Genomic DNA, 13,169 nt, shown 5'->3' on the forward strand with positions numbered 1-13,169 from the left:
GCACGCGCCTACCATCGGTGAGTGCTCGAAACGTTGAAGTCTCGGCTCGTCCAATGGCACCGCCCGTTCGCCATCGCGGCCGTCGTCGCCAACGTCGGCATCGCGGTCACCGGGGCGGTCGTGCGGGTCACCGGGTCCGGGCTCGGCTGCACCGAGTGGCCGAACTGCCTGCCGGGCAGCATGGTGCCGGTCGAACACCCCGAGCTGAGCATGCTCAACCAGTGGATCGAGTACGGCAACCGCATGCTGGCGACGATCGTCGGCGTGATCGGCGCGTTGTGCCTGATCGCGGCCTGGCTGTCGCGGCCCCGTCGCCGCCGGGTGATGTGGCTGTCCGCCACGATGATCGGCGGGGTGTTCGCGCAGGCCGTGATCGGCGGGATCACCGTCAAGGCCGGGCTGCTGTGGTGGACCGTCGCGTTCCACTTCGTCGTCTCGCCCGTGCTGACCTGGTTCGCCGTGCTGTTGGTCCGGTCGTTGCGCGAAGGCGACGGGCCCGCTCGGCCACGGACCAGCCCACTCGTACCCAAATTGCTGATCGCCCAGACCGTGCTGCTGGTGCTGTTGCTGATCGCCGGCACCCTGGTGACCGGCGCCGGTCCGCACGGCGGCGACGCCAAGACAGCCCGTCTCGACCTGCCGATCAACGTCCTCGCGCACGTCCACGCCTCGGTCCTGTACGCGTTCGTCGCGCTGCTGCTGGCCGTCGGCGTCATGCTGCGGCGTGGACCCGTCACCCGGGACATCTGGCGGCGGTACTTCCTTCTCCTCGCCGCCGTCGCGGTCCAGGCGGCCGTCGGCTTCACCCAGTACTTCACCGGCGTTCCGAGTGTGTTGGTCGTGGTGCACGTGTTCGGCGCGATGCTGGTCATCGTCGCGACCGCCGGACTGTGGGTGTCGACGCGGACGCGGGGTGCCGTGCCCACTGTGGAGCCAGCACAGAACGCGCAGTTCGCGACCGCGTCGCCGTGAGACCACCTCAGCGTCACCACCATGACCTACTGCATGACCTACTGTCAGTGCCGTGACGACAACCGCCACTGGTCCACAGCCGCTGCTCGGTGACCGCAGGTCGCTCGCCCAGCAGTTGACGCTGAAGGTATTCCTCCTCGTGCCGTTCGCGGCGCTGATCGCGGCCGTGCCGCTGGTGTGGGGCTGGGGACTCACGTGGCTGGACGTCATCCTGACGGCCGTGCTGTACGTGGTCGCCACCCTCGGCGTGACCGTCGGCTACCACCGCTACTTCACGCACGGCGCGTTCAAGGCCAACCGCGCCCTGCGAGTGGCCCTGGGCATCGCCGGCAGCTTCGCCGTGCAGGGGTCGATCATCTTCTGGGTCGCCAGCCATCGGCGCCACCACGCGTACGCCGACCGGGACGGCGACCCGCACTCGCCGTGGCTGTTCGGCACGTCCCCGACCGCGCTGCTGCGCGGCTTCTGGCACGCGCACATGGGGTGGATGTTCTCCCGGGACGTCACCAACTACCAGCGGTTCGCGCCAGACCTGTTGCGGGACAAGGACATTCGGGTCGTCAGCCGGTACTTCGGGGTGTGGACGGCCGGCAGCCTGGTGTTGCCCGCCGTGCTCGGCGGGCTGATCAGCTGGTCCTGGTGGGGCGCGCTGACCGCGTTCTTCTGGGCCGGGCTGGTCCGGATCGCGGCCCTGCACCACGTCACCTGGTCGGTGAACTCGATCTGCCACATGGTCGGGTCCCGCCCGTTCGCCAGCCGCGACAAGGCCGCCAACTTCTGGCCGCTGGCCATCCTGTCCATGGGCGAGTCGTGGCACAACTCGCACCACGCCGACCCGACGTGCGCCCGGCACGGTGTCCTTCGTGGACAGATCGACATCGCGGCCCGCACGATCTGGGTCTTCGAACGCTTCGGCTGGGCCAAGGACGTCCGCTGGCCGACCCCGGAACGCCTGGCCCGCAGGCGAGTGGCCGGCTAACCGAGCCGGCTTCGCAGCCAGGCCATCGCGTACTCGCCCTGAATCCGTTGGAACTCCCGGATCGTGGGCAGGTTCGGTGGCGGCGGCAACAGCGCGGAGTGGACCATGAACCCGGCCAGCCCGGCGGCCACCGCGGTGACCGCGTCCGGATCCGCTTCGGCTGCCAGCGGCGACGTTCCCCACACCTCGGCCGGTGCCGGCCCACCCTGCATGGCGACGCTGGGCAGCATGAACAGCAGGTCGATCCAGGGCGCGCCGACGGCGGCGTGCGGCCAGTCCACGAACACGACCCGGTCCTCGGTGAGCAGCACGTTGTCCGCACGAATGTCCCGGTGCAGCAGGGTTTCACCGGCAGCCGCCTGCGGCCACGCCTCCTCCAGCTCGACCAGCCGGCCGAGGTTGGCCCGTGACCACGGGTCGAGCCGCGCGGCCAGCTCGTCGTCGGCGGCCAGGCTGCGCCAGCCCGCAAAGCCGGCGTCGACGGTGTCGATCGGGCTGGGAGTGAGTACCTCGGAAAGCTCGACCATGGCGTCGTGCACACGCTGCCACTCGTCCGGCCGCCACGGCACCGTCGGGTTGCGTCCCTCGACGTCCTCGAAGACGAGCGCCACCCAGTCGCCGTCGTCGTAGGACCACAGCAGCTTCGGCGCGGGCGCCCCCTCGGGCAGCTGGGCGGCGATCACGGCCTCCCGGCGGTGCATCGCCGGCGAGTCCGGATTACGTTCCAGCCCAACGGCTTTCACGAACACGCGGCGTCCGTCAGCCAGCAGGAGACGCGCCGCCATGCCCGGTGAGAAGCCGCCCGGCTGGCTCGCCGCGTGCACAACGGTCGACCCCGCCGCCGAACCTGACGCCGACAGCCCGGTCTCGATCCCCGCGTGCACAACGGTCGACTGGTCTCCGTCGGCAACAGCCGGACCGGGCTCCCGCAGCGCGGCCTCGATCGCCGCCCGCACCGCGGCCGGTACCTCGGTCCAGCTCAGCCGGTTGCCGCCATTGCCTTCCATTCCCCCATTGTCCGGCACTGTCCACCGATTTGCTCACTGTCCACTTCGGACTAGGAGAACAACCGCCGGCCGGCCATCTTCCGCCGGTGCGCGGCCCCGATCTTCGTCCCGTTCACGGTGTCCGCGTCCCAGGTGGCCGCCTCCAGGCCGGTCACCTCGGCGATCAGCGCCTCCGCCGCCTCGGTCGACGGGACGAGCACGTCCCCCATGGCCCCGTCCTGGCCCACCAGCACGACCCGGGCACCGGCCAGCCCGATCGGCTCGACGACCGCCTTGCTCGGACCGTGTTGCCGGACGAATCCACGCGCTGCCTTCATAGCTGTCAGCGTAGATCGCTTCGGCCCACTCCCCTGGTGTCGCTCGTCACCTGTGTCAGCGCCCCAGGTCGCCGTTCACCAACGGCTCCAACGGGTTCGACAGGTGCGCGGCCTCAAGCAACTCGACGAGGGCCGGATCGAGGTCGAACCGGACGTCGTCGATGGCCGCGATCGGCGTGGCGCCGTTGATCACGTTCGTCATGAACGCCGACCGGAACCCGGACAGGTCCGGCAGCCGCAGATCCCAGGTCTCGTGGTCGACGCCGTGCCGGCGAAGTCCGTCGGTCAGCAGCCGCATCTCGATGCCGGGCAACGCGGGCGCGGCCGGCAGCACGATCCGCGAGCCGTCGTAGAAGCCGACGTTCGACACCGTGCTCTCCGAGATCCGGCCGTCGGCCGACACGAACAAGGCGTCGTCGTAGCCCGCCTGCCGGGCGAGCCGGTACTGGTGGAACAGCCCGAACGTGCCCACGTGTTTCACCTGCGGCAGGTCACGGGCGTACCGGGTGGAGCGCAACCGGGCCGCCGCCGGCCGGCTGGGCACCAACGGCCGGACCCGGACCAGGAACTCCGGCTCGGGCAGGTCGTCGATCCGGTCGACCGGGAGATTCGGCACGAACACCGTGACACGGACGTTCGCCGGCAGCTCATGCCCCTGAACCGCCGCGTGGATCCGGGCCCGCACCTCGTCGCCGTCGACGCCGTGCCCGAACAGGATCCGCGCGTCCCGGTCCAGCCGCTCCAGGTGCAGGCCGAGTCCCCGCACTCCGGCCGGGCACACCGGCATGGCGGTGAAGTTGCCGTAGTTCACGTAGGCCAGCGTTTCGAGGTCGGTCACGGTGGTGATCGTGCCAGTGGTGATCGGGCCAGCGGAACATCCGGAGCTGTGCTGGGGTTGGTTCCAGACAACTGATTCGGGAATCTGATCGAGGAGGCGGCGTGCCCAGGGCAGTGCTGGTGCGGCAGACCGGTGGACCAGAGGTGTTGGAACTGACCGAGGTCGACGTCCCCGAGCCCGGTCCGGGCGAGGTCGTCGTCGACGTCGCGGCGGCCGGCGTGAACTACATCGACACCTACCACCGCTCCGGCCTGTATCCGATCGAGACGCCGTTCGGCCTCGGCCTGGAAGGCGCCGGCCGGGTCAGCGCGGTCGGCCCGGACACGGACCTCACTGTGGGTGACCGCGTCGCCTGGTTCAGCACGCGTGGGAGTTACGCGGACCAGATCGTGCTACCCACAGCAGACGTGGTCCGGGTGCCGGACCAGGTCGACGACGACACCGCCGCGGCTCTGCTGTTGCAGGGAGTGACCGCGCACTATCTCGTGTCGTCCACCTATCCGGTGAAGTCGGACGACCCTGTCCTGGTGCACGCGGCGGCCGGCGGTGTCGGCCTGCTGCTCGTGCAACTCGCCAAGGCACGCGGCGCGCGTGTGCTCGCGACCGTGTCCACGCCGGAGAAGGAGGCGTTGGCGCGCGAGGCGGGCGCTGATGAGGTCGTCGGATACGAGGAGTTCGACAAGCACGCCCGCGCGTTCACTGACGGCCAGGGCATGGCCGTGGTGTACGACGGCGTCGGCAAGACCACGTTCGACCAGAGTGTCGCCAGCGTCCGCCGGCGCGGCTACATGGTGCTGTACGGGGCGTCCAGCGGCCCGGTGCCGCCCGTGGACCCCCAGCGGCTCAACGCGGCCGGCTCGATCTACCTGACCCGGCCGAAGAGCGGCGACTACGCGGTGACACCGGCGGAGACCCGCTGGCGGACAGGTGAACTGTTCGAGGCCGTCGTGGCCGGGGACCTCAAGGTCCGGATCGGCGGCAAGTACCCGCTCGCCGACGCCGCCCAGGCCCACAAGGACCTGCAGTCCCGCAAAACCACCGGAAAACTGCTGCTCGTCCCCTGATCACAGGGGGTGGCCGGGAAACGGCCACCCCCGAAGGCCACTACTGGACGACGACCGCGTCGACCACGAAGACGAGGGTCTCGTTGGGCTTGACCGGGGGCTTGCCGGTGTCGCCGTAGCCGAGCGCCGGTGGGATGACCAGGAGCCGTCGGCCGCCCTGCTTCATGCCCACCAGACCCTGCTGCCACCCGACGATGACCTGCGCCTGGCCGATGGGTGCCTGCAGCGGGATGGGCTGGCCACGGTCGTAGGAGTTGTCGACGATCTTCTGGTCGGACCAGGTTTCCAGCAGGTAGTCGAGGGTCGCGGTGTTCTGGGCGGTGGCGGCCGGGCCGTTGCCCGGCGCGAGGTCCTTGGTCAGCAGGGTGGTCGGCGGCTTGCAGGTGGTCGGGATGGTGATCGTCGGCTTGGCCCCGGGGGCGCCGCTGACCTTGATGTCGTCCACCTTGCACTCGTTGCCGGCCGGCGCGACCGAACTCGCGGAGGACGAGGACGTGGCCGGCGGGCTCGAGGTCGTGCTGGACGTCTTGGGCGGGGCCGACGTGGCGCCTGTCGGGCCGTCGGCGGGCGGCTTCGTCGAGTCCTGCTCCGAGTTCGCACAGGCGCTCAAGGCGGTTGCCGCCGCCAGCGCCACGATGACCATGGTGACCTTGCCTGCGATGCGCATGGGCGTCACCCTAGGCAACCGGGTCACACACTGGTCCCATCGGGTGCCCGGCCGATCGTGGCTTGATCGCCCTGTGCCAGCGGGGTGACCATGGACGTCCCCCGTTTTTCCGATTTCACACGTGCGGCAATGAGCGTACAGTAACTCGGCGCGCACAAGCGGACACTATGCGCATTCGTCCATCCGAGTGCCCGCCAAGGAGGTGACCCCGGTGTCCGCGGACGCCAACGGCATCCGCTCGAACCCGATCCGGGAGATTTTCTGGACCAGGACAGGACTGCTGCTCGCGGTCCTGCTGGTGGTCTCGATCGGCAGTCTGTGGCTGTCCGGCACAATGGACGCCGGGACTTGGAAGAATCTCGTGACCGCACTCGGGACAGGCACGATGATCTCCGCGATCGTCGGTTTCGGACAGACGCTGATAACGGCATCGGCGTCCCATCGCGCCCTGGTCGCCCCGCTGGTCGAGGAAAGCAGGCGGGCATTGAAGGACCTGTCGGCCGAATACCGCGCGTTGAACACCGAGTTCTTTCCCACGCACGTCTTCGACGCCACCACCAATCCCGACCCGGAGCTGAACCGGCAGCTGATGGCCGACCTGGCCGCCAGCCGCTGCTACTTCTTCCGCGGCTTCTCCGGCCGGTACGCCGCGGCGCGGCTGCTGGTCGCCCGCTCCGGCCGCGAACTGCGGGCGGTCCTCGCCGACCCGCGGGAGGCGTCCGCGATCAGCGGCCGAGCCAGGCACATGCTCCGGATCGAGGGGGTCGCCGGCGACTACGACAAGATCCGCGCGAGGTTGCTCGAAGAGATCTCGATCGGCCTGGCCGGGCTGTTCCTCGCCCGCAGCCGGTGCGACTCCATGGAAATCGCGGTGGTCGCCGACCCGCCGCTTGACCGGACCGAGATATTCGACGACAGCGTCTGGCTCACCCTGTACAGCGCGGTGGCCGGAACAGCCACCCTTTATCCGCGAACACTGCGTTTCTCCGAAGGATCGTTCATCTACGACATGCAACGCGCGGAATTCCAACGCCTGCGCGCCACCCGCTCAGTGCAGAAGTACACGATCACCCCGGACACCAGCCGCCAGGAATTCCTGGCACTTTTCGAGAAAATCACCGGATCGCCCCTGTCCGAAGAGGGGTTCGCGGACCTGGAACGAATGTTCCACGATTTCCGCGACGAATTCACCGCCGTTGCGGGGTTGGGAAGTTGACATGCTTTCGGCACTGACCGAGTTGGCCGCGCGGATGCGCGCGTGCGACGTCGCCGACTGGGACCGCGTGGCGGCCCGGTTCTTCGACTGGGCCACTCAGCAGGACCTGCGCGCCGCCGTGCGCGCCTACCTGGACGGTCTGGCGGGCAACGCGGCCGCCGCCGTGACCGCCAAGTCCCGGGAGACCACCACGCACTTCGCCTGGTGCCTGTTGGACCGCCCGGAAGACGGGTTCTCCTTCTGGCTGCACGAGTACAAACCGCAGCAGGACTGGCGGATCGGCTACGCCGACTCCGTCCACAACCACCGGTACCACTTCTGCACGACCATCCTGCGTGGCCGGTACGTCCACGAACGCTTCACCGCCGACGTCGATCCGGAAGGGACCGAGATCCGGTCGGCCACCCTGCTGCGCAGCGGAGTGTGCGGCACCGGCGAAGCCGGGATGATGCTGTCGGAGGAGTTCCACCGAATCCCGAAAGCCGAGGACGGCACCCTCACCTTCCTGGTGAAATCCCGGGCCATCCAGCCCTGGAGCCTGTCCTATGACCCGATCACCGGCACCAGCCGCCGACACGTGCCCATCGAGCAGCGACTGGGGCAGTTGGCCCGGCACATCTGAACACAGAACCCCAGCTGGGGGATGACGGGGCGGTTATATGTCATCATGACCGCCTCGTGGGGCCGTCTTACCCATACGATGCCTTCACCTGTGCGAAGGGATCGTTCGGGAGGCCCCAATGCTCGGTCAGAACACCGCGGTGCCGCTCGGCACGGTTGCGCCTGAGGCATATGCCCAGGTGGAACACCGGGTCAAGCAGTTGTGCGCGCGGCATGCCGCGAAGTTGCCGTTCCACGGTTGGCACCATGTTCACTTCGTACGGACGAAGGCCGGCGAGTTCGCCCGGTCCAATGGGTCCGATCCGGCGGTCGTCGAGACGGCCGCACTTGTGCATGACCTGAATTACATCGTGCTGCGCAATTCGGCCGCGTCGGCAGGGCGTGACCTGCGGATGCACGTCCTCGCTCGGGCGGGTGTGGACGAGGCGGTGGCCGAACGGATCGACGCCGTCGTCCTGGAGGCCGAGATGAGTTCCAGGGATGCCGATATCTCGCTGGAAGCCCAGGCGCTCAGCGACGCCGACACGCTGTTCAAGGCGCTGCCGGTGACGCCGGTGATGCTCGCGCACCGCTATCTCAGTGAGAACGGCGTCACGCTTCGGGAACTGGCGCACAAAATCGTCGGCGAGCAGCGCGGTGCGCACGACGCCGGGTTCTACTTCTACAGCCCCGAGGCCAAGGCCATGTACTCGCACTGGGCCACCGCCAACCTGGACCTGTGGCAGTGCGTTGTGGAGGCACTCGACGACCCGTCCGTCGGCGAGCTGCTCGAAGAGGTCACCGCGGAGTGAGCCGGAAGACCCGCAGTTCGCGGTCTGTTCTGGACTGGTAGTTGTCGTACGCGGGCCAGGTCCTGGTCAGGGTCGGCCAGATCCGCGCCCGCTCGTCGCCGGTGAGCCGGTGCGCGTGGACGTCGTGGGTCCGGCCTTTGATGTTCACCGACGCGTCCGGATTGGCCATCAGGTTGACCGTCCACACCGGATGGCCGGGACCGCCCCAGTTGGACCCGACCAGCAGGATGTCCTTGCCGTCCGGCACGTACAGCAGCGGCACGTCGCGCGGCTGGCCGGACCGCCTGCCCTTGACCGTCAGGATCAGTGCCGGCAGCCCGGCGATACCGACGAGGGTCACCCGCCCTTTGGTCAGCCGCAGCAGCACCTTGTCCGTGGCCAGGACGTACGGACTGATCCGGCTGAGCCACGGACGAGCGGCGAGCCAGCGCGCGATCGCGCGCAACACTTCCATGGCACGCGAAGATACCCAGGTCAGGCCAGGAAGTCACCCAACGGCACCGGAGTCAGCCCGTCCTGTTTGGCGCGTTCCAGGAACGCCCGGAAGTCCTCCACGAACGTCTTGCGGAAGTGCATCAGCACGATGTCGCCCGCTTTGAGCTTGCCGGCCCCCTGGAACTGCACGACGCCGTCGTTGACCGCGGCGGTCCACAGGATGATGGCCTTCATCCCGCAGTCCACGACCGCTTTCTGGGTGTTGGCGTCGTAGTTGCCGAACGGCGGCCGGAACAGCGCCGGGCGCTTGCCGAACGCGGTGGTGATGGCGTCCGCGTCGCCGCAGATCTCCTTCTTCTGCGCCTCGTACGGCATGCCCTTCAGGTTCGGGTGGGTCATCGTGTGGTCGTTGATGATCACGCCGGCCTCGTCCTGGATGGCCTTGAAGTACGCCTCGTGGCCCTTGAAGTACTTCTCGTTCAGGAACAGCGTGGGGTGCGCGCCGGAGTCCTTGATCATCTGCAGCGCGTTGGGATCCTGGATCGCGCCGTCGTCCATGGTGATGAACACGTACGGCTTGTCCGTCTGGATCTTCTTGACCACCGGGGCCTTGCCGTCGGTGATCGGCGGCACATGTCCTTGCGCGGTGCCGAACTGGTAGGGCTGCTGGAAGGCCGGCGGCGCCGGCGCGTCCGGCTCCGGCCGGCCCTGCGCGGGCGCCACAGTGGACGGTTTCGGTGCGCTCGCCGGCGGTGCCGACGAACACCCGACGATCAAGGCCGCCGCGGCAGTGACCGCGGCGGCCAAGCCGACCACGTTCCGAATGTCCATTACCCCACCGTTTGTCCTGTCGGATTCCTGTCTCTACCGAGAGGACGCCACAGGCGGTGGAAACGTTGCGTCAGGTTCCGTCGCCCCGGATGATCCGGTCGTCCGTGGCCACCGGTGAACCTCGTCCGTCGCGGTTGCTCGTGGTGAACCACAGCATGCCGTCCGGCCCGGCCACCGGGGTCCGGAGCCGCCCGAACTGCCCTTGGTAGAGGGCACGCGGCGTGCCGATGCCGGTGGTGGTCACCGGGATCACCCACATCCGGGTGCCGCGCAACGCCGCCATGTAAAGGTTGTTCCTGTAGAAGGCGATCCCGCTCGGCGACGCCTCGGCGGTGGTCCACTGGGTCAGCGGGTCGACGAAGTTCGGGTTGCCGCACCTGCCCTCGCACGTCGGCCAGCCGTAGTTGCCGCCCGGCCGGATCAGGTTCAGCTCGTCGAACCGGTTCTGGCCGAGTTCGGCCTCGAACAGCCGGCCGTCCGGGGACCAGGTGAGCCCCTGGACGTTGCGGTGCCCGAACGAGTACACGAGCGTGCCGAACGGGTTGCCCGGCGCGGGTCGCCCGTCCTGGGTCATCCGCAGGATCTTGCCGCCGAGCGACGCCCTGTTCTGGGCGTTGCCGGAGCTGCCCGCGTCACCCGTGCCGGCGTACAGCATGCCGTCCGGGCCGAACGCGAGCCGGCCGCCGTTGTGGATCTGGGTTCCGCGGGGGATCCCGGTCACGATCGGCTGCGGCGGCGAGCCCAGCGTGACTCTCGCGATCCGGTTGTCGGTCGCGGTCGTGTAGTAGACGAAGACGGTCCGGTCCTGGGTCGGTGACACAGCGAGGCCGAGCAGCCCGCCTTCACCGTCCGGGGTGACGCCGGGCACGGTCTGGATGTCGGTGACTGTGCCGTTGCGTAGCGACCTGATCTTGGCCGTGGTGCGTTCGGTGAACACCGCGCTGCCGTCCGACAGGAACCCGAGGCCCCAGGGAACGGACAGCCTGGTCGCCACGACTGTGTTCGCGGCGTTGGCTGGGGCGGCGGAGACGGTCAACGCGGTGATCGCGGCCACGGCGGTGGCCACGCCCCTGTGGATCTTCATTGGTCCTTCCTCCATGCAGGGTGGAGACAGAGGTACAGACCAATGGTGACCTATGGGTCACGGACCGTCACCGTCCGTTGGTTGGGGATCAGAGCCCGAGCAAGGCGGGGTCAGCCATGAGGGCGCGCCAGCGCCCACCCGGGTCGTCGACCAACCGGCGGGTGGTCAGGTCGAGCAGCCCGGACACGCTCTCCACCTCGGCGGCCAGCACTCCCCCGGCGGTCCAGAGCCGCTGGGTGACCCGGGACGTCCGGCCGGTGGTCCAGTGGAACTCCGTCTCGACCTCGACGGTGTCGTCCGGGCGCAGCTCGTGGCGGAACTCGATCGTGGTCCGCAGGTTCACCGGTCCGAGGGCCTGGTCCCTGAGCTGGGCCAGGTCGACGCCGGCCGCCTGGACCAGCCGCCACCGGGCGTTGTCGGCATACAGCAGGTAGGCGGGGCCACGGACGTGACCGTTGGTGTCCAGGTCGTCCACCCGGACCGGGATGGTGATTCGCACTACCGGATTCTCGGCACCACCGGCCGCGGCGTCTGGAACATTTCGGCCAACCTGGCCGGGGTGGACCCGGACATCGCCAGGCACTCCCGCCCCAGGTGCGACTGGTCGGCGTACCCCAGGTCAGCGGCCACATCCGCGAGCGACGACCGGCCAACCGCGACGAGCGGCAGCCGGCGGAGGAACTCCGGAACCGCAGCACCCGCTGCAACCGTTTGGGCCCGTAGCCGACCTCGGCACGCAGCCGCCGACGCAGGCCGCGTTCGCTGATGGCCACCTGGTCGGCCGCCTGTGGCACGGAACGTGTGCGCAACTCGCGTACAGCCGCGACCGTGAGCGGATCATGGGCTCGACCGGCCACCAGGCGTTCCAATGAGGACAGTTCGGGTCGGTCGAGGACGGCCGCCCGTCCCCACACGTCGGCCAGCGGCGTGACCCCGTGCGGCAGCTCGGCGACGGGCATACCCAGCACGGAACCGGCCACCCCGCAGCGCAACCGCAAGCCGAGACTGACGCCGGTGGCCGGCAGCCACATCCGGGCCGGCCGGCCGGCGGTCACCACCACGTACAGCCCCTGGCTGTTCCACACCAGGTCGACGCATCCGTCCGGAACGACCCGAATCGACCGCGGCCACCCGGCCGTGCCGATCCACCCGGCCTCCACCACGGCGGCCACCGCACGCGACGGCGTTACCTCACGGTAGGTGGAGCGCAGCCCGCCGGCCTCAGCCCAGGTACGAAGCGGTATGGCCATGTGGCCAGTATCTAGAACCAGCCGGTGATGGGCAGGCCGACAGCCGAGTCGACGGCGACCATGACGAACACCGCACACAGGTACGAGTTCGACAGGTGGAAAACCTTCATCGGCTTGCCCTCTTCGCCGCCCCGGTACACGTTGTGCAGCCGGTGGACGGCGGTCAGGAACCAGGCGCCCAGCACCACGGCCGCGACCGCGTAGATCCACGACGTCGCGGGCACCAGGAGGAGTCCACACAGGACCATCGCCCACGAGTAGAGCACGATCCGGAACGACACCTGGCGCGCCGGCAGGACGACCGGCAGCATCGGGACACCGGCCCGCTCGTAGTCGTCGCGGAACTTCATCGCCAGCGCCCACGAGTGCGGCGGCGTCCAGAAGAAGATCACGCCGAACAGCACGAACGCCGGCCAGCCCACGTCGCCGGTCACCGCCGACCAGCCGATCACCACCGGCATGCAGCCGGCGATTCCGCCCCACACGATGTTCTGGGACGTCCGGCGCTTCAACCACATCGTGTACACGAAGACGTAGAACAGGATCGCGCCGACGCACAGCACCGCGGCGACCCAGTTCGAGGTCAGCCAGAGGAAGCCGCACGACAGCACACCGAGCACCACGCCGAAGACCAACGCGTTGCGGACCGGCACCTGGTGCCTGACCAGGGGGCGCGCGCTGGTGCGCTTCATCACCGCGTCGATGTCCGCGTCGACCACACAGTTCAGGGCGCCCGCGCTGCCGGCGGCGAGGGTGCCCCCGACCATCGTCCACAGCACCAACCACGGTGACGGGATGCCACGTTGCGCCAGCAGCATCGCCGGGATGGTGGTGACCAGAAGCTGCTCGATGATGCGGGGCTTGGTCAGCGCGACGTATGCGCGGACGACATCCTTGATACGGCTGAGGCCACGCTGCGGAGCGTCCGCGGTCGGGTCGGCGGTGATGCTCACGGATGGGAATAGTAGACCGGCTACGTACGGGGACCTGTGCCGGGTGGTCCCCGACGAGTCTGCGGTCGCAAGTAGGCCCACGATGACTACGCTGGCGCGTGGGACGAGGGAGAACACGCGGGAACACTGTTTCGTTCCCGCACG

The 13,169-nt window shown here is 68.9% G+C and carries 16 protein-coding genes and 1 pseudogene; 6 read left to right on the forward strand and 11 right to left on the reverse strand.

Annotated features, from left to right (window positions below; genetic code table 11):
- Positions 1–21: 21 nt before the first annotated feature.
- Together EV192_RS47005 and EV192_RS47010 are read left to right on the forward strand one after the other, a co-directional pair.
- Positions 22–972 (forward strand): COX15/CtaA family protein, encoded by a 951-nt coding sequence (locus EV192_RS47005; protein ID WP_132125273.1) that lies wholly within the window; start codon positions 22–24, stop codon positions 970–972.
- Positions 973–1,024: 52 nt separating this feature from the next.
- On the forward strand, positions 1,025–1,951 hold the full coding sequence (locus tag EV192_RS47010) for an acyl-CoA desaturase (RefSeq protein WP_132125274.1): 927 nt from the start codon (positions 1,025–1,027) through the stop codon (positions 1,949–1,951).
- Here EV192_RS47010 and EV192_RS47015 read toward each other — a convergent pair.
- The 3 genes from EV192_RS47015 to EV192_RS47025 are packed head-to-tail and all read right to left on the reverse strand — an operon-like array spanning position 1,948 to position 4,254.
- The gene (locus EV192_RS47015) at positions 1,948–2,958 is read right to left on the reverse strand and encodes an aminoglycoside phosphotransferase family protein (protein WP_132125275.1); all 1,011 of its coding nucleotides are present in this window, start codon (positions 2,956–2,958) and stop codon (positions 1,948–1,950) included. The genes EV192_RS47010 and EV192_RS47015 overlap by 4 nt on opposite strands.
- Before the next feature lie 50 nt (positions 2,959–3,008).
- On the reverse strand, positions 3,009–3,275 hold the full coding sequence (locus tag EV192_RS47020) for a hypothetical protein (RefSeq protein WP_132125276.1): 267 nt from the start codon (positions 3,273–3,275) through the stop codon (positions 3,009–3,011).
- A gap of 55 nt (positions 3,276–3,330) precedes the next feature.
- Entirely contained in the window at positions 3,331–4,254 is a 924-nt protein-coding gene (locus EV192_RS47025) for an aminotransferase class IV (protein WP_341770995.1), read from the reverse strand.
- On the opposite strand from EV192_RS47025, the gene EV192_RS47030 reads away from it, so the two are divergent.
- Positions 4,215–5,177 (forward strand): quinone oxidoreductase family protein, encoded by a 963-nt coding sequence (locus EV192_RS47030; protein WP_207926815.1) that lies wholly within the window; start codon positions 4,215–4,217, stop codon positions 5,175–5,177. The genes EV192_RS47025 and EV192_RS47030 overlap by 40 nt on opposite strands.
- A gap of 40 nt (positions 5,178–5,217) precedes the next feature.
- On the opposite strand, the gene EV192_RS47035 is transcribed toward EV192_RS47030, so the two are convergent.
- On the reverse strand, positions 5,218–5,844 hold the full coding sequence (locus EV192_RS47035) for an FKBP-type peptidyl-prolyl cis-trans isomerase (protein ID WP_132125278.1): 627 nt from the start codon (positions 5,842–5,844) through the stop codon (positions 5,218–5,220).
- Between the two features lie 202 nt (positions 5,845–6,046).
- Between EV192_RS47035 and EV192_RS47040 the strand changes: the two genes are divergently transcribed.
- From EV192_RS47040 to EV192_RS47050, 3 genes are all read left to right on the forward strand, one after another.
- A complete protein-coding gene (locus tag EV192_RS47040) occupies positions 6,047–7,060 on the forward strand; it encodes a hypothetical protein (protein ID WP_165960965.1) in 1,014 nt (337 codons plus the stop codon).
- A gap of 1 nt (position 7,061) precedes the next feature.
- Positions 7,062–7,682: a hypothetical protein gene (locus EV192_RS47045; protein ID WP_132125280.1), complete on the forward strand. Its 621-nt coding sequence runs from the start codon at positions 7,062–7,064 to the stop codon at positions 7,680–7,682.
- Between the two features lie 118 nt (positions 7,683–7,800).
- Positions 7,801–8,472, forward strand: a complete 672-nt coding sequence (locus tag EV192_RS47050) for an HD domain-containing protein (RefSeq protein WP_132125281.1) — start codon at positions 7,801–7,803, stop codon at positions 8,470–8,472.
- Here EV192_RS47050 and EV192_RS47055 read toward each other — a convergent pair.
- The 7 genes and pseudogenes from EV192_RS47055 to EV192_RS47080 all read right to left on the reverse strand — a co-directional run bounded on the left by EV192_RS47055 (position 8,459) and on the right by EV192_RS47080 (position 13,019).
- Entirely contained in the window at positions 8,459–8,926 is a 468-nt protein-coding gene (locus EV192_RS47055) for a nitroreductase family deazaflavin-dependent oxidoreductase (protein ID WP_132125282.1), read from the reverse strand. The two genes, EV192_RS47050 and EV192_RS47055, sit on opposite strands and share 14 nt — an antisense overlap.
- 20 nt (positions 8,927–8,946) lie before the next feature.
- A complete protein-coding gene (locus EV192_RS47060) occupies positions 8,947–9,738 on the reverse strand; it encodes a polysaccharide deacetylase family protein (protein WP_132125283.1) in 792 nt (263 codons plus the stop codon).
- Positions 9,739–9,808: 70 nt separating this feature from the next.
- On the reverse strand, positions 9,809–10,822 hold the full coding sequence (locus tag EV192_RS47065) for a PQQ-dependent sugar dehydrogenase (RefSeq protein ID WP_132125284.1): 1,014 nt from the start codon (positions 10,820–10,822) through the stop codon (positions 9,809–9,811).
- A gap of 88 nt (positions 10,823–10,910) precedes the next feature.
- Positions 10,911–11,321, reverse strand: a complete 411-nt coding sequence (locus EV192_RS47070; protein ID WP_132125285.1) for an acyl-CoA thioesterase — start codon at positions 11,319–11,321, stop codon at positions 10,911–10,913.
- The gene (locus EV192_RS57035; protein WP_279495748.1) at positions 11,321–11,452 is read right to left on the reverse strand and encodes a hypothetical protein; all 132 of its coding nucleotides are present in this window, start codon (positions 11,450–11,452) and stop codon (positions 11,321–11,323) included. Before EV192_RS57035 ends, EV192_RS47070 begins: the two co-directional genes overlap by 1 nt.
- A 368-nt stretch (positions 11,453–11,820) precedes the next feature.
- Positions 11,821–12,072, reverse strand: a pseudogene (locus EV192_RS57235) (DUF6597 domain-containing transcriptional factor); the annotation flags it as partial.
- An 11-nt stretch (positions 12,073–12,083) separates the two neighbouring features.
- A complete protein-coding gene (locus EV192_RS47080) occupies positions 12,084–13,019 on the reverse strand; it encodes a heme o synthase (protein WP_132125365.1) in 936 nt (311 codons plus the stop codon).
- Between the last annotated feature and the right edge of the window lie 150 nt (positions 13,020–13,169).

The sequence above is a fragment of the Actinocrispum wychmicini genome (genome assembly GCF_004345645.1).
In the GTDB taxonomy this organism is placed as follows: domain Bacteria; phylum Actinomycetota; class Actinomycetes; order Mycobacteriales; family Pseudonocardiaceae; genus Kibdelosporangium; species Kibdelosporangium wychmicini.

Excerpts from the sequence above, each read along its gene's own strand:
- EV192_RS47015 (WP_132125275.1), bottom strand. The coding sequence starts at position 2,958 with ATGGAAGGCAATGGCGGCAACCGGCTGAGCTGGACCGAGGTACCGGCC.
- EV192_RS47020 (WP_132125276.1), bottom strand. The coding sequence starts at position 3,275 with ATGAAGGCAGCGCGTGGATTCGTCCGGCAACACGGTCCGAGCAAGGCG.
- EV192_RS47035 (WP_132125278.1), bottom strand. The coding sequence starts at position 5,844 with ATGCGCATCGCAGGCAAGGTCACCATGGTCATCGTGGCGCTGGCGGCG.
- EV192_RS47045 (WP_132125280.1), top strand. The coding sequence starts at position 7,062 with ATGCTTTCGGCACTGACCGAGTTGGCCGCGCGGATGCGCGCGTGCGAC.
- EV192_RS47050 (WP_132125281.1), top strand. The coding sequence starts at position 7,801 with ATGCTCGGTCAGAACACCGCGGTGCCGCTCGGCACGGTTGCGCCTGAG.
- EV192_RS47055 (WP_132125282.1), bottom strand. The coding sequence starts at position 8,926 with ATGGAAGTGTTGCGCGCGATCGCGCGCTGGCTCGCCGCTCGTCCGTGG.
- EV192_RS47060 (WP_132125283.1), bottom strand. The coding sequence starts at position 9,738 with ATGGACATTCGGAACGTGGTCGGCTTGGCCGCCGCGGTCACTGCCGCG.
- EV192_RS47065 (WP_132125284.1), bottom strand. The coding sequence starts at position 10,822 with ATGAAGATCCACAGGGGCGTGGCCACCGCCGTGGCCGCGATCACCGCG.